Origin of the sequence: Pseudomonas sp. Choline-02u-1, from assembly GCF_002836515.1 — a bacterium.
Classification (GTDB): domain Bacteria; phylum Pseudomonadota; class Gammaproteobacteria; order Pseudomonadales; family Pseudomonadaceae; genus Aquipseudomonas.
In genome coordinates this window covers 1-26,351 of record NZ_PJBC01000004.1, presented here as the reverse complement: position 1 = coordinate 26,351, position 26,351 = coordinate 1, and the positions used below count along the sequence as shown (strand labels likewise).

Here is a 26,351-nt window from a genome sequence, read left to right as displayed (position 1 = left end):
TTGCGGGTATTGCTGATCAAGACTTCCTCGCTGGGCGATGTGATTCATGCATTGCCGGCGCTGACCGACGCTGCGCGCGCAATCCCGGGCATCAAGTTCGACTGGGTGGTGGAAGAGGGCTTCGCCGAAATTCCGACCTGGCACCCGGCGGTCGACAAGGTAATTCCAGTGGCGATCCGCCGCTGGCGCAAGAGCCTGTGGAAAACCATCACCAGCGGCGAATGGAAACGCTTCAAGCAGAGCGTTCGCACGAACAAATACGACTTGGTGATCGACGCCCAGGGCTTGCTGAAAAGCGCCTGGCTGACTCGCTACGTCAAAGCACCCGTGGCCGGTCTCGATAAAACCTCGGCCCGCGAACCGATGGCCGCACGCTTCTATCATCGCAAGCTCGCCGTTGCCCGTGGCCAGCACGCCGTCGAGCGCGTGCGCCAGCTGTTCGCTATCGCTCTGGGTTACGACCTGCCCAAAGGCCTCGGCGATTACGGCCTCAACGTCGAGCGCCTGGTCGAGTTGCCACGCAAGAACGCTTACGTGGTGTTCCTCCACGGCACCACTTGGGACACCAAGCACTGGCCGGAAATCTACTGGCGCGAGCTGACCGAGCGCGTCGGCTACCTCGGCGTCGGCGTGAAGTTGCCGTGGGGCAACCCGCAGGAAAAGGCCCGCGCCGAGCGCATCGCTGCTGGCTTCAAACACGCCGAAGTGCTGCCGAAGCTGAATCTGGCCGGCGTCGGCAAAGCCCTCGCCGGCGCGCAGGCTTGCGTGGCGGTGGATACCGGCCTGGGCCATTTGGCCGCGGCGCTGGACGTGCCGACCATCTCGCTGTTCGGCCCGACCAACCCGGGCCTGACCGGCGCCTACGGGAAACTGCAGATTCATCTGGCCGCTGACTTTCCGTGCGCGCCTTGCATGCAGAAGAAATGTACTTATCAACCGACCGAGCAGGATGCCCGTCAGTTTGATCTGAAACGCGAGCAGCCGTTGTGCTTCACGCGTGTGAATCCCGAGCGTGTCGCCAGCCGACTGAGCACGTTGTTAATGGCTGAGGAGCTGCGCTGATGCAATTGGCATTCGTCCTGTACAAATATTTTCCGTTCGGCGGCCTGCAGCGCGACTTCATGCGTATCGCCCTCGAATGCCAGAAGCGCGGCCATCAGATTCGCGTCTACACGCTGATCTGGGAAGGCGACATACCGCCGGGTTTCGAAGTGCTGGTGGCGCCGGTCAAGGCGTTCTTCAATCACCGGCGCAACGAAAAACTCAGCGCGTGGATGGCAGCGGATCTGGCCAGGCGGCCGGTCGATCGCTTGATCGGCTTCAACAAGATGCCAGGCCTGGACGTCTACTACGCCGCCGACGGTTGCTTCGAAGACAAGGCGCAGAATCTGCGCAATTCGCTGTACCGCCGCTGGGGCCGCTATCGCCACTTCGCCGAGTACGAGCGCGCGGTGTTCGCCAAGGACGCGAAGACCGAAGTGCTGATGATTTCCGAAGTGCAGCAGCCGCTGTTCATCAAGCATTACGACACGCCACTTGAGCGCTTTCATCTGCTGCCGCCGGGCATTGCCCAGGATCGTCGGCGTCCGGCGAATGCCGATGAGATTCGCGCCGGTTTTCGCGCCGAATTCAACCTCAAGGACGACGAGTTGCTGCTGGTGCAGATCGGCTCCGGCTTCAAGACCAAGGGTGTCGATCGCAGCCTCAAAGCGCTGGCCGCGTTGCCGGCCGAATTGCGCAAACGCACGCGGCTGTTTGTAATTGGCCAGGATGACCCCAAATTGTTCCAGATGCAGAGCGCGACGCTGGGCCTGGGCGACAACGTGACCTTTCTCAAAGGGCGCAGCGATATCCCGCGTTTTCTGCTCGGCGCCGACCTGTTGATTCACCCGGCCTACAACGAAAACACCGGCACCGTGCTGCTTGAAGCGCTGGTCGCCGGCCTGCCGGTGCTGGTCAGCGCGGTGTGCGGTTACGCCCATTACATTGCCGAGGCCGACGCCGGGCGAGTGCTGGACGAGCCGTTCGAGCAGGCGCAGCTGACGCAATACCTGAGCGAAATGTTGAGCGACGACGCTGCACGGGCGGCCTGGAGCCGCAACGGTCTGGCCTTTGCCGATACGGCCGACCTCTACAGCATGCCGCAGCACGCGGCCGATGTGATTCTGGCGGAGCACGCTTAATGAAGTTGATGCTGGCTGAACCGTTCAAGAGCCTTTGGGCTGGACGCGACCCGTTCGCTGAAGTCGAAGGCTTGCAGGGCGAGGTATACCGCGAGCTGGAAGCGCGCCGGACATTGCGCACGGAAGTCGATGGCAATGGCTTTTTCGTCAAGATTCACCGTGGCATTGGCTGGGGCGAAATCTTCAAGAACCTGCTGACCGCCAAGCTGCCGGTACTCGGTGCAGGGCAAGAGTGGAAGGCCATCCAGCGTCTGCAGGAAGTCGGCGTGCCAACCATGACCGCCGTCGCCTACGGCGAGAAGGGCAGCAATCCGGCGGATCAGCACTCGTTCATCGTCACCGAAGAACTGGCGCCGACCATCAGCCTCGAAGACTTCAGCATCGATTGGATCAGACAGCCGCCGGAGCCCAAACTCAAACGCGCGCTGATTGCCGAAGTCGCGCGGATGACCGGCATGATGCACCGCGCCGGGGTCAATCACCGCGACTGCTATATCTGCCACTTCCTGCTGCACACCGACAAACCGGTCACGCCGGAAGATTTCAAACTCTCGGTGATTGACCTGCATCGGGCCCAGACCCGCGCAAAAATTACTCAGCGCTGGCGCAATAAAGATCTGGCGGCGCTGTATTTTTCCGCGCTGGACATTGGCCTGACCCGCCGCGACAAGCTGCGTTTCCTTAAAGGCTACTTCCAGCAGCCGCTGCGCCAGGTACTGGCGCAAGAGGCGCCACTGCTGAGTTGGCTGCAAGGCAAGGCTGACAAACTCTACGCGCGCAAACAGCGTTACGGGGATGCGCTCTGATGGCGGGCTGGACACTTGAACCGCAGTACAGCGACCTCGCCGAAGATTTTGGCAGCCTCGAAGCCGTATTTGCCTTGCAGGGCGAACGTCTGACCCGCGATCCGCTGTCGGAAGTCGTTCGGGTGCAGCGTGACGGGGTCAATTACTACGTCAAACGCTACGTCGGCGCCGGTAAAGGCTTGCGCCGCTACCTCGGCAAGCCGCGCGTGAAGATGGAATGGCAGAACCTCAAGCGCTTCGCCAAGTGGGGTATCCCCACTGCCGAGGTGGTGGCCTGGGGCCTGGAGCGGCGCGGCGCGGCCTATGACCGTGGCGCGATGATTACCCGTGAGCTGCCCAATACCGAAGATCTCTCGGCGCTGGCCGAGCGCAAGGATCCCCGGCTCAAGGATCGCGCCTGGGTCGACGGTGTCAGCCGGCAACTGGCTGGCTACACCCGGACCATGCACGACCATCGGTTTACGCATAACGATTTGAAATGGCGCAATCTGCTGATCGACGATCAGGCGCGCATTTTCCTCATCGACTGCCCCAACGGCGAATTCTGGCGCGGCTTCTGGCTCAAGTACCGGATCACCAAGGACCTCGCCTGTCTCGACAAACTGGCCAAATATCACCTGTCCAACACCCAGCGCCTGCGCTTCTACAAGCAATATCGCCAGTGTGATCGGCTCGATGTCGCCGACAAGAAACGGATTCGCCACGTGGTGAGATTTTTCGAGGGGCGCGAATGACTGATTTTCTTGCCGAACAGGACCGCGCACTGCTGGAGCGCCACGGTCTCGGCAATTTCGACGCACTGTGGGCCAAACAGCTTGAAGCTGTGGATGAGCCCAACACTGCCGGTGGCGGCTGGAGCAGCGTGTTCCGTCTCGATCTGGAAGGCCAGGGCTATTACCTCAAGCGCCAGAGCAATTATCTGACCCGCACCTTGCAGGCGCCGTTTGGCGAACCGAGCTTTGCCCGCGAATTTCGCAACATCAGCCGTTACCGCAAGCTGGGCATTCCGGCGTTGCAGGCGGCGTTTTTCGGTCAGCGCAAAGTCGCCGGTGAAGTGCGCGCCATTCTGCTCACGCGCGCACTGGATGGCTGGAGTGATCTGGATTCGTTGTTGACGCGCTGGGCGCAGCTCAGTGACGCGCAGCATTCGGCCATTCTCAAGGCTTGCGGGCTGCTGGCGCGACGGCTGCATGGCGCGCGCCAGGTGCATGGCTGTTTTTATCCCAAACATATCTTCCTGCGCGCCACCGGCGACGGCTATGAGGCGCAACTGATCGATCTGGAGAAAACCCGGCTGCTGCTGTTCGGCGTGCGTGATCGGGTCAAGGATCTGGAGCCGTTGCAGCGTCGCGCGCCGCAGTGGCGCGAGGCCGACTTGCGCCAACTGCTCGCGGCTTATCTCGATCAACCAACTGACAGCTCGCTGCTCGACAGCTGGCTGACCCGACTGACAGCGCGGCGCAGCCACAAGGAGACTCGCTGATGCAATTGTCCGAGCTGGCCCGCTCCGGGCGCGCACCTTCCCTGCCACTGACCGTGAGCCTGGCGGACGCCGCCGGTGCGGCGGATTTACAGTTGCTGAGCCTGCTGCGGGTGTTGCCCGGGCAGCGTTACGTTGGCGCCGGCGTCTGGCGCGGTCGGCCGGTATTGGCCAAGTTGTTGGTCGGCAGCAAGGCTGCCCGGCATTTCCAACGAGAGCTGGACGGGGTGCGGCTACTCGCTGCGCAGGGCCTGACCACGCCTTTGCTGTTGGCCGATGGACTGAAAGGCGGCGAGGGTGGCTGGCTGCTCTTCGAATTTCTCGAGGGCGCCGAAAGCCTTGGCGATGCCTGGGCCAAGGTCGAGTCTCTGCCGGCGCTGGCTGATGAACAAACCGCGGTATTGGCCGAAGCACTGGATGCTATCGGTCGGATGCACGGCAAAGGACTCTGGCAAGAGGATCTGCACCTGGACAATCTGCTGCGCCATGGCGGTCAGCTGTACCTGATCGATGGCGCCGGCGTTCGTGCGGAAACGGCTGGGCAGCCACTGTCCCGACAAAAAGTGCTGGAAAACCTCGGGGTATTCTTCGCTCAGCTGCCGAAGTCACTGGAGCCGTTCACCGAAGAGCTGCTGGTGTATTACTTGCTGAGCAACAGCGAGCATGCGTTGCCGCTGGAGGCATTGCAAAAGCAGATCGACAAAGTGCGCAACTGGAGGCTCAGGGATTACCTGATCAAGGTCGGTCGCGACTGCACACTGTTTGCAGTGCATCGCGGCGCGTTTGTCCTGCGCGCCATCCGTCGTGAGGAAGAGGCCGCCATGCTGCCGGTGCTGGAGCAGGCTGACGCCTTGCTCGATCAGGGGCATCTGTACAAAACCGGTGGCGCAGCGAGTGTCGGCAAGGTTCAGGCGGGCGGTCGCTCGCTGGTGATCAAACGCTACAACATCAAAGGCTTCGCCCATTGGCTCAAGCGTTTCTGGCGCCCGAGCCGGGCGTGGCATTCATGGCGCGAGGGCAATCGTCTGGCTTTCCTGGGCATCGCCACGCCGAAACCGCTGGCAATGCTGGAAAAACGCTTTTTGTGGCTGCGCCGCAGCGCTTATCTGGTCACCGAATATCTGCCAGGGCCGGACATCATCGAGCGCTTTGCGCCGTACGTAGAAAATGGCCAGGCACCGGAAGCCGAGTTGCAGGCGCTGGATCAACTGTTTGCCCGATTGATCGCCGAGCGCATCAGTCATGGCGATTTCAAGGGCCACAACCTGTTCTGGCAGACGGATCGCTGGGCGCTGATCGACCTCGATTCGATGTGTCAGCACTCATCGGCCGGAAGTTTCGCCCCGGCTTATGCCCGCGATCGGGCGAGGTTCATGCGTAACTGGCCTGAAAGCAGCGCGTTGTATCAAGTCATTGATCAGCGGTTGCCCAAAGATATCTCCAGCGCGGGCTGAGTCCTGTCGCCAGCAGGCTGCGAAGGCGAGCCTGTTGGCGGCTACGCACAAATAACAGCGACTCGTCCTACAGCTTCGCCAGAAGCCATGAACTGTCTGCGGTTCAGCCTCGATGCTAATTTGCCTGACGATTTCGGATGACGAGTCCCGGGCATGACAAAGATTATGACGCTAGGCGTTTTTCTCTCGGTTCTATCAGGCTGTGGCAGTGTGTCAACGGTGTTGCAGCTGGACGCAGATGCTGCTCGGAACCTGCGCAAACAGAAGACTTACTGCCAATCCATTCCGCGTATCTACAGTGGCCTGGCCTTTGACTTCTGCATCTTGAACGCACCGCCCAATCCTGCGGGCTTTATGGTGCCCCTCGTATTGCTTGATCTGCCGTTGTCCGCTGCGTTCGACACGCTTTCGCTGCCCTACACGATCTATCGCCAGGCCGCCGACGGAAATCTGAGTATTTACTGGCGCAGAGACGGCTACTGAGGCTTTGTACCCGTTGAATCGGACCAATCCTGGCAGCGGCAATTCGCACCGGGTCATTCCCCTGATGTTTACGCTATAATCCCGCCCTTTAGCTGCCACTCGCCCCGTGCGAGGGCACATCAATTTTCAAGGCGCATCGCGCCTGCATGCAGACTAAAGAGGCTAGACCCCTGTGGCATTGACGATTCTTGGCCTGTCCGGCGCCCTTAGCCATGATCCTTCCGCAGCCTTGTACATCGACGGCAAGCTGGTCGCGGCGGCTGAGGAAGAGCGCTTCGTACGCGATAAACATGCAAAGAACCGCATGCCCTACGAATCGGCGAAATTCTGCCTTGAGCAGGCCGGTATCAAACCGTCCGACGTTGACGTGGTAGCGATTCCGTTTGCGCCGATCAGCCTGTTCGGCAAAGCCCGCTGGCACTACGCCAAGCGTTACTGGTACGCCCCGGATCGTGCTCTTGACGCGATCCTGATGGGTAACCGTCGCTACAAGCGCTATCGCAACAAGATCGTCTGGTGCCTCGAGCAACTGGGCTTCGATCCGAAGAAAATCAAGATCGAGCCGGTCGAGCATCACCTTGCCCACGCCTCCAGTGCTTATCACTGCTCGGGTTTCAAGGAAAAAACCGCGATCCTCGGCATCGACGGTAAAGGCGAATACGCCACGACCTTCTTCGGTTATGGCGAAAACGGCAAGATTCACAAGATCAAGGAATTTTTCGACCCGGACTCCCTCGGTGGTCTGTACGGTGCGATCACCGAATTCCTCGGCTTTGAAATGCTCGACGGCGAATTCAAGGTCATGGGCATGGCGCCGTACGGCGACGCCAGCAAGTACGATTTCTCGCGTCTGGCCTCGTTCGAGAATGGCGAGCTGGTGATCAACACCGACTACGCCAACGTCATCGGTCTGCGCCGCTATAAAGAGAAGGGCAAAGGCTTCTACTTCTCACCGAAGCTGATCGAGTGGCTGGGGCCGAAACGCGAAGGTGACATTGCCGACGAGCCGTACATCCACTACGCCGCGAGCATGCAAGCGCTGTTTGAAAAGCTGGCGCTGCAGATGATCGACCACTACCTGGGCGATGTGCTCAGGGAAACCGGCAAACTGGCATTCGCCGGCGGCTGTGCGTTGAACGTCAAGCTGAACCAGAAGATCATTGCTCGCGACGACATTAAAGAATTGTTCGTACAGCCTGCGTCCGGCGATGCCGGCACCGCGGTTGGCGCTGCCGCTTACGTGTCGCACGCCCGTGGCGTACCGGTCGAGAAGATGGAACACGTCTACCTCGGCCCGTCGTACAGCAACGAGGACGTGATTGCCGCCTGCGCGCGCCACGAGAACAAGCCGACCTGGCGCAAGCTCGACAACATGCCCGAGCAGATCGCCAAGATCATGGTCGATGGCAACCCGGTCGCCTGGTTCCAGGGCCGCATGGAGTTTGGCCCGCGTGCACTGGGTGGCCGTTCGATCATCGGGTGCCCGAGCGTGGCCGGTGTCGCCGATCGCATCAACCACCAGATCAAGTTCCGCGAGCGTTGGAGGCCTTTCTGCCCGTCGATGCTCGACACCGTCGCGCCGCAGATGATCAAGATCGATCACCCGGCGCCGTTCATGACCTTCACCTTCGAAGTCGCCGAAGAGTGGAAAACCCGCGTGCCGGAAGTGGTCCACGAAGACGGTACTTCCCGCGCCCAGGTGCTCAAGCGCGAATACAACCCGCGCTACTACGACATGATGAAAGCGCTGGAAAACCTGACCGGCAACGGCGTATCGCTGAACACTTCGCTCAACCGTCGTGGCGAGCCGATGATCTGCTCGCCAACCGACGCGCTGAACATGTTTTTCGGGTCGGATCTGCAATACCTGATCATGGAAGACATCCTGGTGGTGAAAGAGGGCGCGAACGCTTATGACTCGCTCGGCTGAACGCCATGTGCTGCAGTTCTGTCACGGCTATGACGGGCCGTTCCTGGACTGCGCACGGCAGTACGCCAGCCTGTTTGCCGGCACCGGCTATCGGGTGACCACGGTGTTTCTGACCGGGGCCGCCGATAGCGAGGTGGCAGCAGCGTGTGCTTCGGACGAAGTGTTGTTCATGGAGTACAGTTCCAAGGCCATTCGTGGCCTGAAACTGGGTGCTATCGGCGATCTGCGCAAGATTGTCGCCTCGCGCAATTTCAGTCTGTGCATCGCTCATCGCTTCAAGCCCATCTATATCGCCTTGCTCGGCACCTCGCTGCCGGTCATAGGCGTGCACCACGCATTCGGCGATTACCAGCGTCGGACGCGCAAACTGTTCGCGCATGTTTTCCGCAAGCGCCTGAGCCTTCTCGGTGTGTCGGATGCGGTGCGTGACGACATGCGGCGCTGCCTGCCGAAGTGGCCGGCAAGCCGAATCCAGACCCTTTACAACCGCATCGACGTGCCTGCTCTGCAAGCCCGCCAGCTACCGGCCGAAGAAGCACGTGAGATTCTCGGTCTGTCGCCGGATGCCTGGATTGTCGGGAATGTCGGCCGCCTGCACCCGGACAAGGATCAGGCCACGCTGCTGCGCGGTTTTGCCCAGGCGCTGCCTGGACTGCCGGACAACAGTCAACTGGTGATTCTCGGCAGCGGTCGCCTGGAGCAGGATCTCAAGGCGTCGGCGCGGGCGTTGGGCATTGCCGATCGAGTGCTGTTTCTCGGTCAGGTGCCCGATGCGCGCAACTACTTTCGCGCCTTCGATGTGTTTGCCCTGAGCTCCGATCATGAGCCGTTCGGCATGGTATTGCTGGAAGCCATGGCTGCCGGCGTGCCGTTGCTGGCCACCGCGTGCGGCGGGGCGAAGGAGGTGGTCGAGGGCGTGGGCATTCTGTTTCCACTGGGCGATGCCGAACATCTGGCTCAAGGGCTGCAACATCTGGCTGCGATGGATGAGCAGCAGCGTCGTCAATGTGCGCAGATGATGCTCGAGCGACTGCATGAGCGTTTCTCCGACCGTGCGGTGCGCGAGACCTTCTGGCGCCTGCCGCCAGTTACCGATCTGGCAACGAGGGGCTGATGCTCAACCGATTTCAAGGCTGGCGCGAACGTGGCTGGTCGCCCGTTGACGCCTCAACCTATGCCGCTGCCTGGCAGCGTTATGGCGGCAGTGTCGCGACGCATCCGCTGGTCATCGAGCGTCTGGCGGACCTGGCCGGCATACCGGTGCGTTATCTCGCCTGGCAGCAGCAAGGCGATGTTCAAGCCGCCATTGCAACCTGGGGCCGCGACTTGGCCCTGTCCAAGGACGCGCTCAAGCGCCACGGCAAGAAAGGCCTGTTCGATCTCGGCAATGCCGAGCTGATCCTGCCGGCCGCGGTCGATGCTCAGGCACCGCTGCGCCATCGGGCGCGCTATCTGTCGGCGCTCAACGAAAGCCGCTTCAGTGGCTTGAAGTTGCAGACTGAACAGTTGGCCATGGCCCGCACACCGGAAGAATTGTCGAAAAAGTTTCGCTACAACCAGCGCCGGGAATTGCGCCTGCTGGAAGAAGCGGGCGGCGTGGTGCGAGCGGTCAGTGAGTTTTCCAGCGTTGAACTGGCCGCGATGTACTGCGATCTGTTTCAGCGTCGTTGGGGGTTTCCTGCCACCGGTGCGGCGCGCATGGCCGAGGTTATCGAGTTGCTGCGCGAGCTGCTGATCGGCTCGGTCATTTTCCTCAACGATGCGCCGATCGCGATTCAACTGGTCTACCGCGTCGAGGCGCCAGACTGGATCAGTATCGAATACGTGAATGGCGGGGTTGATCCTGAAACTCGCGAATTCAGCCCCGGCAGCGTGTTGAGCTTTCTCAATACGCAAAGCGCCTGGGAGCAGGCACGGGCGCTCGGCAAGCCGCTGCGGTTTTCGTTCGGTCGCGCTGACCGTGAATACAAGGATCGCTGGTGCAACCCTGTGCCGGTCTTCACCGTATGAGTCAGACCATGAGCCGCAAACAGCAATTGCTCAAGCGCCATCGACGCAACAAACGCGTGACTGTGCTGGTTGTACTGGCCGCCATCATAGCGCTGAGCGTGCTGGTCGCCTGGTGGCTGGCGCCGCTGTTGCTGACCGGCGCCTGGGTCGCCCATGAGGCGTGGTTTGCCGATCATCTGTTCTATGCCCCCAGCGACGATTACCAGTACAGCTTCCCTGCGTATACCCCGCAGCCGAAGGTGCACCTGCACGGCGAGCAACTGCGTCTGGATGACGGTGTGATGCTGGCCGACGACGCCATGCTGATCCTGGCTGTGCGGGTCAAAAGCACCTGGCTGGGACGTTTCCTTGATCCCCGGATCGAGTTGTCGGGCGGCGCCAATCCTGATGTGCAGACCTTCGAGCGCGGTGTCGGCGGCGTGCGCTATCTGAACCTGAGCGGTCAGGCGCAAGCATTGTCGGCGGGTGTGTTGCGCCTGCGCGGACGTTACTGCCGGGTGTCGGGAGAGCCGGTGCTGTGGGCGCTGGAGCACGCCGATTATCGTCGTCAGCGGGTCATGGTCATTGCGCCACACGCGGACGATGCGGAACTGGCGGCTTTTGGTTTGTACAGTCAGGCCGATGAAGCCTGGATCGTTACCCTGACGGCTGGCGAAATCGAGGCCGAACATTACCAGCAGATGGGCATGAGCATGGTCGACGCCGCGCGACTGAAGGGACGGTTGCGTGCCTGGGACAGCCTCACCGTGCCGCAATGGGCCGGTGTCGCTCAGGAACGTTGCGTGCAGTTGGGGTATTTCTGCCTGCAACTGGCGGCGATGCGTGACAAGCCGGGTCAACCGGTGGGCTCGCGCGAAGCGGACTTGAGCGATACCCGTCTGTTCCGTCAATTCAATTCATTTGTGCTCCCGGGTGACGCCGATGGCGCGCCGACCTGGAACAATCTGCTGGCCGATCTGCGCGAAACTGTCCTGCGCGCGCGTCCGGACGTCATTGTGCTGCCGCATCCGACGCTGGATCCGCACCCCGACCACCTCTGTGCGCAGCAGGCCGTGCTTGAAGTATTGAAGAGTCTGGACTGGCAGCCGACGCTGCTCGGTTATGCCAACCACCTGCATGACAATGATCGCTGGCCGATGGGCAATAGTGGTGAGGGCGTGGCGCTGCCGCCAGCTTTTGATGCTGGCTTGCCGGTGCAGCCTGTATGCCTGGCGTTATCGGTGGAGCAGCAACGTGACAAGGCCATGGCCCTGGGCATGATGCATGATTTGCAACCGCCCGCGCCGTTCAAGCGCCGCTTGCGTCGAACCTTGCAGCGATGGCTGGCAGGGCGGTCCGGTTCGCCTTATGGCGAGAACGAATTTTTCCGCAAGGCGGTTCGGCGACACGAACTGTTCTGGCGTTTGTAACGACACAGGAGCCCGCGCAAGACTTTCTTGCGGGCGGGCATGTTCAGGTTTGCTCGGGTTGCTGTTGCGGCAAGGAAGACAATGAAAGTTCTATTTCTGGTGCAGAAAGATCAGCGAGCCATTCTCGATCGTTTGTACGAGGGTGTGGCAGCCCATTGTGAGTGTGATCTGCGCTGGTTGAGCGGCGACGAACAGCGCAACCTGCGTCGATACTTCCGCCGTGAAGTCGATGTTTCGCGCTATGACCGCATCGTGTTTTTCCTGCGTTTCAAGCAGGAGATCCGTCAGGTCGGGTTCATCCGCACCGTGCCCAATCTGGTGATTCTGGAACACGATGCCTATCAGAATTACATTCCTTGCAAGTACACCGGCAAGTTCAGTGCGCATTATCGCCGGTTGCCCTGGGCGCGGGTGATCAGCTCCGGTTTCGTAGTTGCCGAACGTCTGCGCTCGGAGGGCTTCGACGCCGTGTTCGTACCCAAGGGTTATGATCAGACGCAGTTGCAGGATCTGGGGCGCGAGCGGGATATCGAACTCGCTTTCGTCGGCAGCACCAACAGTGTGGCCTACAGTGGGCGCAAGGCATTGCTGGATGAGTTGGGTCAGGTCGAGCCGCTGCTGGTAACGCGTACCAAGTCAGGGAACGAATACCTTGAGACGCTCAACCGTATCCGCTTTTTTGTCAGCGCGGATGTGGGCATGGGCGAGTTCATGATCAAAAACTTCGAAGCCATGGCTTGCGGCTGCGTCCTGCTGGCCTATGATCAAGGCGCCGCCGAAAACGCGGCGCTCGGTTTGCAGGACATGCATAACGTGGTGTTCTATCAGACCATCGCGCAGCTGCAGGAAAAGCTGGCCAGGCTGCGCGAGGATCCGCAACTGGCGCAGCGCATCGCTGCCAACGGTCGTGAGCTGGCGGTGCATCAGTTCAGTTTCGCGCGGATCGGTCAGCGCATCGTTGAAGAACTTGAACCATCGTTGCGTGAGCGTGCTCCGCTGAGTCTGCTGGAAAAAATCCGCCTGAAAGTGGGCATTTGACAAGTCTCATACAGCCAGTGATATTGCTGGCGACTTCTGATTAACGAGATCTCGGTGCAATTTTCCAAAGAAAGCCAGATTACATTGGTGGTTACCAGCTGCGGTCGACTCGATCTGCTCAAGACCACTCTCGATAGCTTCGACCGGTACAACACGGCACCCATTCGTGAAGTGTTCATCACCGAAGATGCTGGCGACGAAGGCGTTGCCGCGATTCTGCCTGCTCATTGGAAAGAGCACAGCACGATCTTCGTCAATCGTCCGAAGCTGGGCCAGCTGGCATCGATCGACCTGGCCTACGGGCAAGTCACTACACCGTATATCTTTCATTGCGAAGACGACTGGGAGTTCTACCGTCCCGGGTTCGTGGAAGACTCCATGACCATTCTGGAGGCTCGGCCGGAAATTCTGCAGATCTGGTTGCGCAGCTATAATCACGATCTGCGTGTGCACAGCCCTTATATCCGTTTGGGCGCGCGCGAGATCGTCGATGGCGTCGCATGCTATCCGCTGATTTCCGACAAGCCGGAGTGGCAGGGTTTCTCGCTGAATCCCGGGTTGCGCCGACTTGAGGATTATCGGTTGTGCGCGCCTTTCGCCGGGCACGGTGGCGAAAAGGCCTTGTCACAGCGCTATTCGCAACTCAACAGGGAGGCCTTGATCCTTGAGGCAGACGCGGTCATGCACACCGGTTTCGGTCTGCATGTGCAAACGGATGTCGAGCGTGAACGCAAAGCGCGCCGCAATCGCCGCGAGCAGATTAAAATTGCCTTGTTTCTGTTGCTGGGAGTCTGCATTGGCTGGTTCATCAACTGAGTTAACGCACGCCGCTGCTTGTCCCAGCAAATCCACGCAACGGCTCTCTGTCCTATGAATATTCTCAACATCATGTGGGCCGGTGGCGCTCCGTTCGCATCAATCCATAAAGTGCACCAGCAAATTCTCTCTCAGGCCTCGCCTTCGGCGGTGGTCAAAACCTGGCTGCTTCAGGGGCAAGGAGCAGAGTGCGGCGCGGATGTGGGCGAGGTGCGGGAGTGGCGGTTATCGTCGGCCCGCCTGAAGGGGCGGCATTTCTGGCGCTTGGCCAAACCCTTTATGCAGGCGCGATTTCGTCAGGCCCTGGTGGAGAGTGACGCTCGATTGGTGTTGCTGGACGGCGTGGGCGTCGCGCGCACGTTATTGCCGGTCCTCAAGAAGCTGGCGCATATCCGCGCCGTGGTGATCTTCCACGGTTCGGCGCGTTTGAACGCTGGAGATCAGGCTCTGTTTCAATCACTCCCTGCGTCCCGGCTGACATTGGTTGCCGTTTCCGCCACCCTTGCCGATTCACTGACCAGCGACCTGCAGATGCCAGTCACCCCGTTGCGAAGTGCATTCGATCCGATGGCGTTTCGCGCTGAACTGTTCACTCGCGAGCAGGCCAGGACACGTTTGGGGTTGCCGCAAGGCGCTCCTGTCATGGGCGCGGTGGGGCGCCTGGTCTCGGAGAAGGGTTTCGGTTATCTGCTTGATGCTTTCGCTGCAGTACGGGTCAATCGTCCGGACTTGCGCCTGGTCATCATTGGTGAAGGTTCCAAACGCGCGGCGCTGCAGCAGCGCATCGAGGCGCTCGGCTTGAGCGACAGCGTCTTGCTGACCGGACATCTGACCGAAGCCGCGCAGCTTTACCGTGCTTTCGACTGGATTGCCATCCCTTCGCTGGAAGAGGGCCTGGGTCTGGTCATGCAGGAAGCGGTGATGGCCGGCGTACCGGTTTTGTGCAGCGATCTGGATGTGTTCAGCGAACAACTGGGCAGCGCCGGCTGGTATGCCCCGGTCAATGACACCAAAGCCTGGTCCGAGGCCATCGACCGCGCCTTCCGTGCCTCATCTCAAGCGATCAATGCCGAGCAATACCGCATGCTTGCACCGGACGAGGCCTGGTCGAGCTTCAGCCAGGCTGCCCGCGCATTGTTTTCATGAGGACAAGACGGCGCGCTCCAGTGCCTGCATCGGAAAGCTGTCGTTCAGCTTTTCGCGCGCAATATAGCGTGCGAAATGCTGCAGGTTGCGTTTGATCAGGCGCTTTGGCAGCGGTCCGCGGGTGAAGCGCATGTCGGCGACGTCGATCAAGCCCATGCGGTTGTCTGGCGTGACGACGATGTTGCCAAGATGCAGGGAGCGGAAATAGATGCCCGACCGGTGCAGGCTGCGTATCAGAGCGGCCAGATCCGGCAACGCCTGCTTCCAGTCGAACCCTTGTTTACTGGCGATCTGACGCAGCGTTTGCCCTGGCAGAGGCTGATACAGCACGGCGGTCATGCCTGGTTTTTCGAGACAAAAGAACTGGAGGATCTGCAGGGTCGGCACGCCGAGTTTTTGCAACTCGATGGCGTTGTCGATGAATCGCCGGGAGTAGGGGCGAAGCAGCGCGGATGAAAAAAACCGTTTGCGACGGAACAGTTTGAGAATTTTTCCATCCTGCAGCAGGTAGACTTTCGGCCCGTAGCTGTCCGCCTCCAGCACTTTGGCAGCGTCGATCATTTGGTCTAGAGCGGCTTGTGAAAGCCGGGAGCATCGCATCGTAGGAAACCTTGTCGAAAGTGCAGGGTGTTGTAGCGGGCAATGATGCCGAAAAGTTTCGATTTTAACCATGCCGCGTCGCATGGGCGAACCCTTGTCAGGAGCAGATTGATGCAGGAAACACGCTGGGCGCAACTATGGATGGCGACGGGGCTCTTGTGGTTTCTATTGGCCATTGCCGTAGCGCCCACCAACAAGGTTTACCAACAGGGGCTGGTCGCTCTCGTCTGGTTGCCGGCGTTATTGCTCGGCTGGTCTGCTCGTCATCGCGTCAGGGAAGTACTCCTTGAGCAACGCTGGATCTACCTGCCGTTGCTTGGATTGCTGATCTGGGCGCTGGTCAGTCTGGCATGGACAAACACACCGGAGCCCGGTCGCGAAGCCAAGCGCCTGTTGTATATCGTGGTGTTCCTGCTGTTTTTTCCGGTGTTTGCCAGCGGCCGCCCCGAGCGTTTGATTCGCCTCATGCAATGGGGCGGGCTGGGATTGGCAATCACGGCGCTGGTGGCCATCGTCAGGTTCTACGTCATTGATGGCAACGTCTGGACTGCCCGGGTAGAAGGGCTGGGTGAGCTGGCTCATCCGATTCTCGGCGGCTATGTCATTGGCCTGGCGGCAGTGTGGCTGGCCCTGTGGGCGCCGCAGGGTGCGATGCGTCAAGGGATCTGGGCGCTGGCGTTGGCGGTGCTGGTTATCTTTGTCCTGATGAGTCAGAGCCGAGGCGCGGCGTTGGCGTTGTTTCTGACCATATTGGCCATGCCGATCTGGTGCCGTGACCGCCGCAGCCGAATCGTCGCAGCCGTTGCACTGGTGGTGGCGATTGTGGCGCTATGGCTGTTCGAGCCGTTGGTGCTGGCGCGTGGGGTCTCTTACCGTCCGCAGATTCTGATGGCTTCTCTGGACATGATCGCCAAACATCCGTGGGGTGGGCTGGGTCTGGGTGGGGATTACCGGGTGTTGTGGTCGGGTATGACTTTCGATCACGCCCATAACCTGTTCAGTCATGTCGCGATCGTGCTGGGTTTGCCGGGACTGGTGTTATGGTCTGCCGTTTGGTTCGGCGTGATTTTCCAGGCGTGGAGGGTTCGGGAAACGCTGTATGCCCGCGGGGTTATCGGTATCTGGCTGTTCTCGACGCTGGCGATGCAGTTCGATGCTGCCAGCCTGACCGGCACCCCTCGTGCCGAGTGGTTCATCAGCTGGCTGCCGTTGGGGCTTGCCAGCGTTTTGGTATGGGCGCGGGCCAATGGCGGCGCTTGTGATAAAATTTCGCGTTCTTCTTAACCAGTGAGCTCTACGATGAGTGACGCACCGCTCAAAGCGGAACAGGAATCCAGCCTGAAAATCTACTTTCGGCTGTTGGGGTACGTAAAACCCTATATCGGTCTTTTCCTGCTGAGTATCGTGGGCTTTGTGATCTTTGCCTCCACGCAACCGATGCTGGCCGGGATTCTCAAGTATTTCGTCGATGGCCTGAGCAACCCTGAAGCGGTGCTCTTCCCCAACGTTCCTTATCTGCGAGACGTGCAGCTGTTGATGGCTGTACCGTTGCTGATCATTTTGATCGCCGCGTGGCAAGGCCTTGGGTCGTTTCTTGGCAATTACTACCTGGCGAGAGTTTCGTTGGGCCTGGTGCATGACCTGCGTATCGAGTTGTTCAACAAGCTGTTGGTACTGCCCAACCGCTATTTCGATACCCATAACTCGGGTCATCTGATCTCGCGCATCACGTTCAACGTGACCATGGTCACCGGCGCCGCCACGGACGCCATCAAAGTGGTGATCCGCGAGGGCCTTACGGTCGTTTTCCTGTTCGCGTATCTGCTCTGGATGAACTGGAAGCTGACCCTGGTGATGCTGGCGATCCTGCCCGTGATCGCGTTCATGGTCGGCAACACCAGCAAGAAATTCCGCAAGCAGAGCAAGAAGATTCAAGTGGCCATGGGCGATGTGACCCATGTTGCCTCCGAAACCATTCAAGGCTATCGCGTCGTGCGCAGCTTCGGTGGCGAGGCTTATGAGCAGCAGCGTTTTGCAGCGGCCAGCCAGAGCAACACCGACAAGCAATTGCGCATGACCAAGACCGGCGCGGTGTATACACCGATGCTGCAGCTGGTGATCTACACCGCCATGGCCGTGTTGATGTTCCTGGTGTTGTTCCTGCGCGGCGATGCGACGGCCGGTGATCTGGTTGCGTACATCACGGCTGCGGGCTTGCTGCCGAAACCGATCCGGCAATTGTCCGAAGTCAGCTCGACCATTCAGAAAGGTGTGGCCGGCGCAGAAAGCATTTTCGAGCAGCTGGACGTCGAGCCGGAAATCGATACCGGCACGATCGAGCGTGATCGGGTCAGTGGCCATCTGGCGGTGAACAACCTCAGCTTCACTTACCCGGGCACTGAACGCGAAGTGCTGAAAAACATCAGCTTCACCGCGTCGCCAGGTCAGATGATCGCTTTGGTCGGGCGTTCCGGCAGCGGCAAGTCGACGCTGGCCAGTCTCATTCCGCGTTTCTACCATCACGAAACCGGTGAGATTCTGCTCGATGACGTCGAGATCGAGGATTACCGTCTGCGCAACCTGCGCCGCCACGTGGCGCAGGTCACTCAGCATGTGACGTTGTTCAACGACACCATTGCCAACAACATCGCTTATGGCGATCTGGCAGGGGCGCCGCGCGAGGACATCGAGAAGGCCGCTAGGGATGCATTTGCCATGGACTTCATCGCGCAAATGCCTCAAGGCCTCGATACCCAGGTGGGCGAGAACGGTGTGCTGTTGTCTGGCGGACAGCGTCAGCGCCTGGCGATTGCCCGCGCACTGCTGAAAAACGCGCCGCTGCTGATTCTCGACGAAGCGACGTCGGCGCTCGATACCGAGTCCGAGCGGCACATTCAGGCGGCACTCGACCATGTCATGAAAGGCCGCACCACACTGGTCATTGCCCACCGCTTGTCGACCATCGAGAAGGCCGATCTGATTCTGGTCATGGATCAGGGCGAGATTGTCGAACGCGGCACTCATGCCCAGTTGCTTGCCCACAATGGCTACTACGCACGCCTGCATGCGATGGGCCTGGATGCCCCGGCTGAAGACATTGCGTGATCTGCAGACAAGGGTGAGCCTGCCTCACCCGCGTGTATTCCCGGCGCGCGCGATCCTGTTAATATCGCGCCCCTGTTCATTTTGTATGTGGGTTGCTCCATGAAATTGTCGATGCCGCGATTCGATCAAGCCCCTGTCTTGGTGGTCGGCGATGTCATGCTCGACCGTTACTGGCATGGCGGAACCTCACGGATTTCCCCCGAAGCACCGGTGCCGGTGGTCAAGGTCGAGCAGATCGAGGATCGCCCGGGCGGCGCCGCCAACGTGGCGCTGAACATTGCCGCGCTGGGTGCACCGGCATCGCTGGTGGGCGTAACCGGTGATGACGAAGCCGCCGACAGCCTGAGCAACAGTCTCAAAGGTGCTGGCGTTCGCGCCTTGTTTCAGCGCATCGCTCATCAGCCGACCATCGTCAAACTGCGGGTCATGAGCCGGCACCAGCAACTGCTGCGTATCGATTTCGAAGAGGTGTTCGCCACCGATGCGCTGGCCTTGGCCGCGCAGGTCGACGAGCTGCTGGAAGGCATCAAAGTGCTGGTGTTGTCGGATTACGGCAAAGGTGCGCTGAAAAATCACCAGACCCTGATCCAGGCCGCCCGTGCCAAAGGCATTCCGGTGCTGGCCGATCCCAAGGGCAAGGACTTTTCGATTTACCGCGGTGCCAGCCTGATCACGCCGAACCTCAGCGAGTTCGAAACCATCGTCGGCGGTTGCGCCGACGAGCACGAGCTTGTAAGCAAAGGCGCCGTGCTGATGCAGGAGCTCGACCTCGGCGCGTTGCTGGTGACCCGTGGCGAACACGGCATGACCTTGTTGCGTCCGGATCATCCGGCGTTGCATCTGCCGGCCCGCGCCCGTGAAGTGTTCGATGTGACCGGCGCCGGCGATACAGTGATTTCGACCCTGGCAGCAGCCATCGCCGCTGGCGAAGAACTGCCGCACGCTGTCGCGCTGGCCAATCTGGCCGCAGGCATCGTCGTCGGCAAGCTCGGTACAGCAGCGATCAGCGCCCCGGAGCTGCGCCGCGCCATTCAGCGCGAGGAAGGTTCGGAGCGAGGCGTGCTGGGTCTTGAGCAACTGCTGCTGGCGGTTGACGATGCCCGCGCGCACAACGAGCGAATTGTCTTCACCAATGGCTGCTTCGATATCCTGCATGCCGGCCATGTCACCTATCTGGAACAGGCGCGGGCGCAGGGCGATCGTCTGATCGTGGCGGTCAACGATGACGCCTCGGTCAGCCGCTTGAAAGGCCCGGGCCGGCCGATCAACAGCGTTGACCGGCGTATGGCGGTACTCGCCGGTCTCGGCGCTGTGGACTGGGTGATCAGCTTCTCTGAAGGCACGCCGGAAAACCTGCTGCGCGAGGTCAAGCCGGACGTGTTGGTCAAGGGTGGCGATTACGGCATCGATCAGGTAGTCGGTGCGGATATCGTCACCGCCTATGGCGGCACGGTGAAAGTGCTGGGGCTGGTGGAGAACAGCTCGACGACAGCAATCGTGGAAAAGATCCGCGGCCAATAAGCTCAAGAGATCGCAGCCTGCGCCAGCGTCTGAACAGAATTGTGCAGGCGCTGACGCAGGCTGCGATCTTTTGCTTTCAGGAATTCACTTTCTTGCGCGGCACGATTTTCTTCAGCAGCTGCCTCGCCTTGCCGCGCAGGCGTGCCAGTCCGGTGGCCTTGTCCGGTGGCGTCAGACCCTGTTGACGCAACCAGTCCTTCCAGCGAATCCGCTCATCGCGCACCAGCCAGCCTTCCTGTCGGGCAAAGCTTTCAGCCAGGTACAGACCGCGGGTACTCGCCGGATACAGTTGATCCTTTTTCAGGGTATACAGTTCAGGCAGCGGCTGACCGTCATGCAATGGCATCAAGTACAGATCAGGCCGTTTGCGATCAAGCCGCGCGACGAGTTGATCGCCTTCCAGACGCTCGTCGACATGAAACAGGCTCAGGGATTTGGCTTCCTTGGGTACGTCCAGGCGCAGGTCATAGATCAATTGCAATGACGCCGTCGGCAAATGCACGTAGGCCCGTGGCCGCTCCAACAATTGCAGGTTGGCGCAGCGCACCGGGCGCGCCGAACCGGACAGCGGCGTCAGGCGAAACGGCAACGCCTCGCGGTAATGCAGCGCGGCGGAATAGGGCGCTGGCAGCCAGGTGTCGTTGAAGCGCCCGCCAAGCCAGCCTTCCGGCGTTTCCAGCAAACACTCTTCGGCAATTTCCTGAATTGCCGTATGCAGCGGAATGTTCAGTTCGTGGGCCGGCACATAGCCGGAAATCAGCTTCAGCACCACATCGCCGCGATCCTGCCGACGCTGGCGTACCAGCACCCAGTAATCGCGGTTCTGCCAGTGCAGGGTCAGGCGCACGGAAACGCCGAGGTTGGCCAGTTCCAGGGCAAAGCGTTCGCTGTCGGCGACGCTGACCGGTTTGCGCCGTTGCAGGGTCTGGGCGAAATTCAGCGGCATGCCGACGCTCTGGTAGCTCAGGCCATCAGGCGTGGCTTCGACGAACAGCGGCAGTGTCTTGAAGTTGCTCGGGTTCTTGCGGATCAGCGTGCGCGGCATATCGGCTCCTGGCTTAAGGCCGCGGGGCGGCGTCAGTGATTACGCAGTACCTTGGCAACGGTCGCTACGTTATGGGCGAGGTGCAGCGGATTGATGGTGCCGACAATAGCACTGGCGACACCGGGCTGAGTGAACAGCAACTCGAAGCTGGCGCGCACCGGATCGACTCCCGGACTCAGACAGACATGACCGCTGGCCAGGGCTTTTTTCACCAGAATGGCTTTGCCGTGGGCAGCAGCATAGTCAATGACCGCCTTTTCGTTTTGTTCGTTCAGATTGTAGGTGACCATCGCGCAGTCGCCGTGCTCCAGCGCTTTCAAGCCGCCTTCGACGGTTTTGCCGGAGAAACCGAAGCCGCGAATCTTGCCCTCGGCCTTCAGCGCCGCGAGGGTGGCGTAGACCTCTTCGTGCTCGAGGATCGCCATGTCGTTGCCGTCGGAGTGCACGAGAACCAGATCGATAAAATCCGTTTCCAGACGTTGCAGGCTGCGCTCGACCGACATCCGCGTGTGCGCGGCGCTGAAGTCATGGTGCGACACGCCGTCGGTAAACTCTTCGCCGACCTTGCTGACGATCACCCAGTCCTGACGCTGGCCGCGCAGCAGCGGGCCGAGGCGTTCTTCGCTGCGACCATAGGCCGGCGCGGTGTCGATCAGGTTGATGCCCAGATCCCGCGCCTGGCGCAGCAGCATGCGCGCCTCGTCGTCGCCGGGAATCTGAAAGCCGTTAGGGTATTTCACGCCTTGGTCGCGGCCGAGTTTGACTGTGCCCAGACCCAGCGGCGAAACCCTCAGACCGGTGTTGCCCAGCGGGCGATGCAGTTCGTGCAGAGTGGCGATGGTCATGGCAGCAGTTGCTCCCAGGCGGGTACGCCAAGTGGCGGTTTCGGCAGCGGCGGCAGCGGCTCGGTCGCTTGCGGCTGGATGCCGTCACGCTGCAGCGAAGCGATGACGCGGTCGGCGAAGTCTGGCGCCAGCGCCAGTTTGGTCGGCCAGCCGACGAGCAAGCGACCTTCCTCGGCGAGGAACGCGTTGTCCGGACGGGTCAGGCCGGTCTGCAACGGCTCGGCGCGATCGACGCGCAGGGTTGCCCATTGCGTGGTGCTTAGGTCGATCCATGGCAACAGTTGCGCGACTTCCTTTTGCGCGGTGGCGATCTGTTCGGCCGGCTCGCGAGCGACGCCTTCGCTTTCGGCGATGTCACCGCCCATGTACCAGACCCACTGGCCATCAGCCGCCGGGTGCGTGGTCACGGTGATGCGCGGCTTGGTGCCGCCGCCCAGGCAGTGCGCGTACAGCGGTTTCAAGCCGGGGCCTTTGGCGAGGATCATGTGCAGGGGGCGGCGCTGCATGGCCGGACGGCTCAGGCCCAGGGCTTCGAGCAGTTCGGCAGTGCCGGCACCGGCGCTGAGGACGATGCGCTGGGCACGGATCTCACGGCCGTCGACTTTCAGGCCGACCAGCACGCCGGCTTCCAGCAGTGGTTCGATAACCTGCCCGGCGAGCAGACCGTCACCGGCCAGCTCGGCCAGGCGCTGGATCAGGCTCGGCACATCCACCACCAGTTCGGCGAGGCGATAGACCTTGCCCTTGAAGCGCTTGTCCTGCAGGGCTGGCGGCAGTTCGTCGCCCTTGACCTGATCGACCCGGCCACGCACGGCTTTGCTGGCGAAGAAACTGGTGAGGTTGCCGGCCAGCGTGCCCGGCGACCACAGGTAATGCGCTTCGGACAGCAGGCGTACGCCGGACAGATCCAGCTCGCCAGTCCCGGCCAGCGCTTCGCGCCAGCGGCGTGGCATGTCGGCGATCGCTTCCGAAGCACCGGTCAGCGCGCCGTGCAGCGCGTACTTGGCGCCGCCGTGAATGATGCCCTGGGACTTCATGCTCTGCCCGCCACCGAGGCTGGCGCTTTCCACCAGCACGGTCGAAAAACCCTGGCGGCGCAGGCGCGCATTCAGCCAGAGGCCGGCGACACCAGCGCCGACAATCAGAACGTCGGTGGAAATAACGGATGGCATGCAGCGACCTCAGTGTTCAAGACGAGGGCGCAGTATACAGACTCGGGAAAGGGGCGGATTTGTCGAAAATCAACCGGGCAGATACAAAACCAATGTGGGAGCGAGCTTGCTCGGGCGTGTCAGTCGATGTATCTGTTGCCTTACACACCGCGTTCGCTCGCTCCCACAGGGGGACGTGTTTTTTCTTTAGTGCCCGGCAGTTTTCGAGAACAGCTGAATCACCACCACGCCCAGCACGATCAGCGCCATCCCCAGCATCGCCGGGATATCCAGTTTCTGCCCGTACAGAAACAGCGCCGCGACGCTGACCATCACGATGCCCATCCCCGCCCAGACAGCGTAGGCAACGCCCACCGGCACGGTGCGCACGACCAGCGTCAGCATCCAGAACGCGATGCCGTAACCGACGATGATCAGCACCAGTGGCAGTGGCGTGCTGAAGCCCTTGACCGCTTTCATCGAAACGGTGGCGATCACTTCGGCGCAGATGGCGATGGCCAGATAGACGTAGGCGTTCATGGTTCGATCCTCAAATAAATCGTTGCTTGCTGAGGTGACATTCTAGTGATTGCTCAGATGGGGTAAAGTCATTACCTATCTGATCCATAGATAGGTGGGAAATCCATATGCAGTGGAATCTTGAGCAGCTACGGGTATTTGTCGATGTCGCTGAACAGCGGTCTTTCTCCGCCGTGGCGCGCCGACAACGCAAGGCGCAATCGGCGATCAGCAGTGCTGTTGCGATGCTCGAAGAGGATTTGGGCGTGAGCCTGTTCGAACGCAGCAGCGGTCGCCAGCCAAGTCTGACCGAGGCGGGCGAGGCCTTGCTGGAAGAAGCGCGGGAAGTGCTGCGCCAGTGCGAGCGCCTCAACGGCCGCGCCATGGCCATGCTGCGCGGCCAGGAGGCGCAGCTGCGTGTGGCGCAGGACGAGGCGATGCCCTATCAGGCGCTGGTGGAAAGTTTCGGCGAACTGGCCGAGCAGTTTCCCAGCCTGGAAGTGCAACTGACCAGCGCCGCCCAGGGCGAAGTTGCGCGCAAGCTGGTCGAGCGTCGCGCCGACCTCGGCCTGCTGTTCTACCACGATGAAATCCCCGAGGCGCTTGAGCGCCGCGTGCTCGGCAGCGTCGAAATGGTAACGGTGTGCGGCGTCAATCACCCGTTGGCCAAGTTGCCCTACGTGACCTGTCAGCAACTGGCGCAACACCGACAACTGCTGATGTCGACGCAGACCAGCGTCTACCCCGGCAACGAGCCGGCCAGCCCGCAGGTGTGGCGCGCCGACAGTTTTTACGTGATGTCCGAATGGCTGGTGCGCGATCTCGGCTGGGCGTGGTTACCGCGCCACGTTGTACAGTACTCGGCGTATCAGGGCCAGATGGTTGAGCTCGACAGCGAATGGACGCCGCCGGCACTGGTGGTGGAATTGGTCTGGCGTCGCGACGAACCGCTCGGCCCGGCCGCGCACTGGCTGGCGGAACGTTTTGCCGTGCACTTGCGGGCGATCGGCGACAAAAGCCGATAAACTCCGCCGCCATGAATAGAACTCTCTACACCGCGCTGTTTTACCTGGGGCTGCCATTGGTGGCGATTCGGCTGTGGCTGCGCGCGCGCAAGGCGCCGGCGTATGCCAAACGCATTGGCGAGCGCTTTACTTATGGCATGCCGACCTTGCAGTCCGGTGGCATCTGGGTGCACGCGGTGTCGGTGGGCGAAAGCATTGCCGCCGCGCCGATGATCCGCGCGCTGCTGGAGCGTTATCCGGCGCTGCCGATCACCGTGACCTGCATGACCCCGACCGGTTCGGAGCGGATTCAGGCACTGTTCGCCAACGAGGCGCGCATTCAACACTGCTATCTGCCGTATGACTTGCCTTGTGCGGCGGCGCGTTTTCTTGATCGCGTGCAGCCGAAACTTGCGGTGATCATGGAAACCGAGCTGTGGCCCAACCACATTCATCAGTGTGCCAAGCGCGGTATTCCGGTGGCGCTGGCCAATGGACGGTTGTCGGAGCGTTCCGCCAAGGGCTATGGTCGCTTGCGCAAACTCACTGCGCCAATGCTCGCCGAGATGAGTTTGTTTGCCGTGCAGACCGAAGCCGAAGCCCAGCGCTTCCGTTATCTCGGCGCGCGGGCTGAAACCGTCGAGGTCACCGGATCGATCAAATTCGACCTAACCATCGACCCGCAACTGCTGCAACGCGCAGCCGAGTTGCGTAGCCAATGGCAGGCACAGGAACGTCCGGTGTGGATCGCGGCCAGCACCCACGAGGGCGAAGACGAAGTAGTGCTCGACGCCCATCGTCGCCTGCTGGCCAATCATCCGGATGCATTGTTGATTCTGGTGCCACGCCATCCGGAGCGCTTCAACTCGGTGTTCGACCTGTGCCAGCGCGAAGGTTTCGCCACGGTGCGTCGCTCGACCGGGGCCAATGTCGTTGCGCAGACGAGCGTGCTGCTTGGCGACACCATGGGCGAGTTGCTGTTTCTCTATGCCTTGGCTGACAGCGCTTTTGTCGGCGGCAGTCTGGTGCCGAATGGCGGGCACAACCTGCTCGAACCCGCCGCGCTGGCGAAACCGGTACTCAGCGGCCCACACCTGTTCAACTTCCTCGACATCGCCGCGCAACTGCGCGAGGCCGGTGCATTGGCCGAGGTGGATGATGCCCAAGGGCTGGCGGTTGAAGTGCAACGCTTGTTCGAATTGCCGCGTGATGCGCAGCGCATGGCCGAGGCGGGGCTGGCGGTGATGCGGCGCAATCAGGGCGCGTTGCAGCGGCTGCTGGATGGTTTGGGTAGATTGATCAAGTAAGCAAAAAGATCGCAGCGTGCCGCAGCTTCTACAGGAGAAATGCCTTCCTGACTGCAGGAGCTGCGGCATGCTGCGATCTTTTGCTTTTTAAAGCCTAAGGCCGGGCTTTCAACTGCGCCTTGGCCGCCGGCGCAGTGATCCACAAAAAACCGACAGTGATGTCGGTTTTTTTGTGCCTGTTGAATGGCCGAGTTCGTGAGGGAAGTTTCCTTCCGACTTTGAGGAAGCACCCTACATCAATCCTTTTTTCACCTTGATAGCGTGCCCGGCAGTTCTCGCGAGCACAGACCAGGGACGGTTTCCACATCGCTCTTTTCCTCTTTGCTTAAGGACAAGCGTATGTTTCCGTCCACCAAAGCAGCGCATTTTGTGTTGCAGATTCCTGCTATCCGTCACGACTTCCAGGTACTGGCTTTCAGCGGCACCGAAGCGATCAGCACCCTCTACCGCATCGATATTGAACTGGTCAGCGAGCACCCGGATTTTGATCTGGAGAGTC

General features: G+C 60.8%; 24 protein-coding genes. 19 read left to right on the top strand and 5 right to left on the bottom strand.

Features of this window, described 5'->3' with window-relative positions:
- From waaC to CXF97_RS04190, 14 genes are all read left to right on the top strand, one after another.
- Window positions 1–1,062: a lipopolysaccharide heptosyltransferase I gene (waaC, locus tag CXF97_RS04255; protein ID WP_101156495.1), complete on the top strand. Its 1,062-nt coding sequence runs from the start codon at window positions 1–3 to the stop codon at window positions 1,060–1,062.
- Window positions 1,062–2,183 carry a glycosyltransferase family 4 protein gene (locus tag CXF97_RS04250; RefSeq protein WP_101156492.1) on the top strand — a complete coding sequence of 374 codons (1,122 nt, stop codon included), beginning with the start codon at window positions 1,062–1,064 and terminating at the stop codon, window positions 2,181–2,183. Before waaC ends, CXF97_RS04250 begins: the two co-directional genes overlap by 1 nt.
- The gene (gene rfaP, locus CXF97_RS04245; RefSeq protein WP_101156489.1) at window positions 2,183–2,989 is read left to right on the top strand and encodes a lipopolysaccharide core heptose(I) kinase RfaP; all 807 of its coding nucleotides are present in this window, start codon (window positions 2,183–2,185) and stop codon (window positions 2,987–2,989) included. The genes CXF97_RS04250 and rfaP overlap by 1 nt, the downstream gene beginning before the upstream one ends.
- Complete coding sequence (locus CXF97_RS04240) at window positions 2,989–3,723, top strand: lipopolysaccharide kinase InaA family protein (RefSeq protein ID WP_101156486.1); 735 nt, start codon at window positions 2,989–2,991, stop codon at window positions 3,721–3,723. The genes rfaP and CXF97_RS04240 overlap by 1 nt, the downstream gene beginning before the upstream one ends.
- On the top strand, window positions 3,720–4,472 hold the full coding sequence (locus CXF97_RS04235; RefSeq protein ID WP_101156483.1) for a lipopolysaccharide kinase InaA family protein: 753 nt from the start codon (window positions 3,720–3,722) through the stop codon (window positions 4,470–4,472). The genes CXF97_RS04240 and CXF97_RS04235 overlap by 4 nt, the downstream gene beginning before the upstream one ends.
- Complete coding sequence (locus CXF97_RS04230; protein WP_101156480.1) at window positions 4,472–5,923, top strand: lipopolysaccharide kinase InaA family protein; 1,452 nt, start codon at window positions 4,472–4,474, stop codon at window positions 5,921–5,923. Before CXF97_RS04235 ends, CXF97_RS04230 begins: the two co-directional genes overlap by 1 nt.
- A 153-nt stretch (window positions 5,924–6,076) precedes the next feature.
- Window positions 6,077–6,406, top strand: coding sequence for a YceK/YidQ family lipoprotein (locus CXF97_RS04225; RefSeq protein WP_101156478.1), 330 nt, complete (start codon window positions 6,077–6,079; stop codon window positions 6,404–6,406).
- A gap of 172 nt (window positions 6,407–6,578) precedes the next feature.
- Entirely contained in the window at window positions 6,579–8,336 is a 1,758-nt protein-coding gene (locus CXF97_RS04220; protein ID WP_101156475.1) for a carbamoyltransferase, read from the top strand.
- On the top strand, window positions 8,320–9,450 hold the full coding sequence (locus CXF97_RS04215) for a glycosyltransferase (RefSeq protein ID WP_101156472.1): 1,131 nt from the start codon (window positions 8,320–8,322) through the stop codon (window positions 9,448–9,450). The genes CXF97_RS04220 and CXF97_RS04215 overlap by 17 nt, the downstream gene beginning before the upstream one ends.
- The gene (locus CXF97_RS04210) at window positions 9,450–10,346 is read left to right on the top strand and encodes an antimicrobial resistance protein Mig-14 (RefSeq protein WP_101156470.1); all 897 of its coding nucleotides are present in this window, start codon (window positions 9,450–9,452) and stop codon (window positions 10,344–10,346) included. Before CXF97_RS04215 ends, CXF97_RS04210 begins: the two co-directional genes overlap by 1 nt.
- An 8-nt stretch (window positions 10,347–10,354) precedes the next feature.
- Entirely contained in the window at window positions 10,355–11,755 is a 1,401-nt protein-coding gene (locus CXF97_RS04205; protein ID WP_101157091.1) for a PIG-L deacetylase family protein, read from the top strand.
- An 81-nt stretch (window positions 11,756–11,836) separates the two neighbouring features.
- Window positions 11,837–12,793 carry a glycosyltransferase gene (locus CXF97_RS04200; protein ID WP_101156467.1) on the top strand — a complete coding sequence of 319 codons (957 nt, stop codon included), beginning with the start codon at window positions 11,837–11,839 and terminating at the stop codon, window positions 12,791–12,793.
- 54 nt (window positions 12,794–12,847) lie between these two features.
- A complete protein-coding gene (locus tag CXF97_RS04195; RefSeq protein ID WP_101156464.1) occupies window positions 12,848–13,609 on the top strand; it encodes a hypothetical protein in 762 nt (253 codons plus the stop codon).
- A 54-nt stretch (window positions 13,610–13,663) separates the two neighbouring features.
- Window positions 13,664–14,755, top strand: coding sequence for a glycosyltransferase family 4 protein (locus CXF97_RS04190; RefSeq protein ID WP_101156461.1), 1,092 nt, complete (start codon window positions 13,664–13,666; stop codon window positions 14,753–14,755).
- Here CXF97_RS04190 and CXF97_RS04185 read toward each other — a convergent pair.
- Window positions 14,750–15,316 carry a lipopolysaccharide kinase InaA family protein gene (locus CXF97_RS04185; RefSeq protein ID WP_256589685.1) on the bottom strand — a complete coding sequence of 189 codons (567 nt, stop codon included), beginning with the start codon at window positions 15,314–15,316 and terminating at the stop codon, window positions 14,750–14,752. The two genes, CXF97_RS04190 and CXF97_RS04185, sit on opposite strands and share 6 nt — an antisense overlap.
- A 150-nt stretch (window positions 15,317–15,466) precedes the next feature.
- On the opposite strand from CXF97_RS04185, the gene CXF97_RS04180 reads away from it, so the two are divergent.
- The 3 genes from CXF97_RS04180 (at window position 15,467) to hldE (ending at window position 19,981) form a co-directional block, all read left to right on the top strand.
- The gene (locus CXF97_RS04180) at window positions 15,467–16,639 is read left to right on the top strand and encodes an O-antigen ligase (protein ID WP_101156456.1); all 1,173 of its coding nucleotides are present in this window, start codon (window positions 15,467–15,469) and stop codon (window positions 16,637–16,639) included.
- A gap of 15 nt (window positions 16,640–16,654) precedes the next feature.
- Window positions 16,655–18,460, top strand: a complete 1,806-nt coding sequence (gene msbA, locus CXF97_RS04175) for a lipid A export permease/ATP-binding protein MsbA (protein ID WP_101156454.1) — start codon at window positions 16,655–16,657, stop codon at window positions 18,458–18,460.
- 99 nt (window positions 18,461–18,559) lie between these two features.
- Window positions 18,560–19,981, top strand: a complete 1,422-nt coding sequence (gene hldE / locus CXF97_RS04170) for a bifunctional D-glycero-beta-D-manno-heptose-7-phosphate kinase/D-glycero-beta-D-manno-heptose 1-phosphate adenylyltransferase HldE (RefSeq protein ID WP_101156451.1) — start codon at window positions 18,560–18,562, stop codon at window positions 19,979–19,981.
- Window positions 19,982–20,057: 76 nt separating this feature from the next.
- Here hldE and CXF97_RS04165 read toward each other — a convergent pair whose 3' ends face one another.
- From CXF97_RS04165 to CXF97_RS04150, 4 genes are all read right to left on the bottom strand, one after another.
- Window positions 20,058–21,026 carry a metal ABC transporter ATPase gene (locus tag CXF97_RS04165; protein WP_101156449.1) on the bottom strand — a complete coding sequence of 323 codons (969 nt, stop codon included), beginning with the start codon at window positions 21,024–21,026 and terminating at the stop codon, window positions 20,058–20,060.
- Between the two features lie 32 nt (window positions 21,027–21,058).
- Window positions 21,059–21,871 (bottom strand): aldo/keto reductase, encoded by an 813-nt coding sequence (locus tag CXF97_RS04160; protein ID WP_101156447.1) that lies wholly within the window; start codon window positions 21,869–21,871, stop codon window positions 21,059–21,061.
- Window positions 21,868–23,043 (bottom strand): FAD-binding oxidoreductase, encoded by a 1,176-nt coding sequence (locus CXF97_RS04155; protein WP_101156445.1) that lies wholly within the window; start codon window positions 23,041–23,043, stop codon window positions 21,868–21,870. Before CXF97_RS04155 ends, CXF97_RS04160 begins: the two co-directional genes overlap by 4 nt.
- 186 nt (window positions 23,044–23,229) lie before the next feature.
- Window positions 23,230–23,562 (bottom strand): multidrug efflux SMR transporter, encoded by a 333-nt coding sequence (locus CXF97_RS04150; protein WP_101156442.1) that lies wholly within the window; start codon window positions 23,560–23,562, stop codon window positions 23,230–23,232.
- A 107-nt stretch (window positions 23,563–23,669) separates the two neighbouring features.
- On the opposite strand from CXF97_RS04150, the gene CXF97_RS04145 reads away from it, so the two are divergent.
- Both CXF97_RS04145 and waaA read left to right on the top strand, forming a co-directional pair.
- A complete protein-coding gene (locus CXF97_RS04145) occupies window positions 23,670–24,566 on the top strand; it encodes a LysR family transcriptional regulator (protein ID WP_101156440.1) in 897 nt (298 codons plus the stop codon).
- 11 nt (window positions 24,567–24,577) lie between these two features.
- Window positions 24,578–25,852, top strand: a complete 1,275-nt coding sequence (waaA, locus tag CXF97_RS04140; protein WP_101156437.1) for a lipid IV(A) 3-deoxy-D-manno-octulosonic acid transferase — start codon at window positions 24,578–24,580, stop codon at window positions 25,850–25,852.
- Window positions 25,853–26,351 lie beyond the last annotated feature (499 nt).

What these genes read in the sequence shown, in the direction of transcription:
- CXF97_RS04250 (WP_101156492.1), top strand. Translation starts at nt 1,062, where the DNA reads ATGCAATTGGCATTCGTCCTGTACAAATATTTTCCGTTCGGCGGCCTG.
- rfaP (WP_101156489.1), top strand. Translation starts at nt 2,183, where the DNA reads ATGAAGTTGATGCTGGCTGAACCGTTCAAGAGCCTTTGGGCTGGACGC.
- CXF97_RS04240 (WP_101156486.1), top strand. Translation starts at nt 2,989, where the DNA reads ATGGCGGGCTGGACACTTGAACCGCAGTACAGCGACCTCGCCGAAGAT.
- CXF97_RS04235 (WP_101156483.1), top strand. Translation starts at nt 3,720, where the DNA reads ATGACTGATTTTCTTGCCGAACAGGACCGCGCACTGCTGGAGCGCCAC.
- CXF97_RS04230 (WP_101156480.1), top strand. Translation starts at nt 4,472, where the DNA reads ATGCAATTGTCCGAGCTGGCCCGCTCCGGGCGCGCACCTTCCCTGCCA.
- CXF97_RS04225 (WP_101156478.1), top strand. Translation starts at nt 6,077, where the DNA reads ATGACAAAGATTATGACGCTAGGCGTTTTTCTCTCGGTTCTATCAGGC.
- CXF97_RS04215 (WP_101156472.1), top strand. Translation starts at nt 8,320, where the DNA reads ATGACTCGCTCGGCTGAACGCCATGTGCTGCAGTTCTGTCACGGCTAT.
- CXF97_RS04210 (WP_101156470.1), top strand. Translation starts at nt 9,450, where the DNA reads ATGCTCAACCGATTTCAAGGCTGGCGCGAACGTGGCTGGTCGCCCGTT.
- CXF97_RS04205 (WP_101157091.1), top strand. Translation starts at nt 10,355, where the DNA reads ATGAGCCGCAAACAGCAATTGCTCAAGCGCCATCGACGCAACAAACGC.
- CXF97_RS04200 (WP_101156467.1), top strand. Translation starts at nt 11,837, where the DNA reads ATGAAAGTTCTATTTCTGGTGCAGAAAGATCAGCGAGCCATTCTCGAT.
- CXF97_RS04190 (WP_101156461.1), top strand. Translation starts at nt 13,664, where the DNA reads ATGAATATTCTCAACATCATGTGGGCCGGTGGCGCTCCGTTCGCATCA.
- CXF97_RS04185 (WP_256589685.1), bottom strand. Translation starts at nt 15,316, where the DNA reads ATGATCGACGCTGCCAAAGTGCTGGAGGCGGACAGCTACGGGCCGAAA.
- CXF97_RS04180 (WP_101156456.1), top strand. Translation starts at nt 15,467, where the DNA reads ATGCAGGAAACACGCTGGGCGCAACTATGGATGGCGACGGGGCTCTTG.
- msbA (WP_101156454.1), top strand. Translation starts at nt 16,655, where the DNA reads ATGAGTGACGCACCGCTCAAAGCGGAACAGGAATCCAGCCTGAAAATC.
- hldE (WP_101156451.1), top strand. Translation starts at nt 18,560, where the DNA reads ATGAAATTGTCGATGCCGCGATTCGATCAAGCCCCTGTCTTGGTGGTC.
- CXF97_RS04165 (WP_101156449.1), bottom strand. Translation starts at nt 21,026, where the DNA reads ATGCCGCGCACGCTGATCCGCAAGAACCCGAGCAACTTCAAGACACTG.
- CXF97_RS04160 (WP_101156447.1), bottom strand. Translation starts at nt 21,871, where the DNA reads ATGACCATCGCCACTCTGCACGAACTGCATCGCCCGCTGGGCAACACC.
- CXF97_RS04155 (WP_101156445.1), bottom strand. Translation starts at nt 23,043, where the DNA reads ATGCCATCCGTTATTTCCACCGACGTTCTGATTGTCGGCGCTGGTGTC.
- CXF97_RS04150 (WP_101156442.1), bottom strand. Translation starts at nt 23,562, where the DNA reads ATGAACGCCTACGTCTATCTGGCCATCGCCATCTGCGCCGAAGTGATC.
- CXF97_RS04145 (WP_101156440.1), top strand. Translation starts at nt 23,670, where the DNA reads ATGCAGTGGAATCTTGAGCAGCTACGGGTATTTGTCGATGTCGCTGAA.
- waaA (WP_101156437.1), top strand. Translation starts at nt 24,578, where the DNA reads ATGAATAGAACTCTCTACACCGCGCTGTTTTACCTGGGGCTGCCATTG.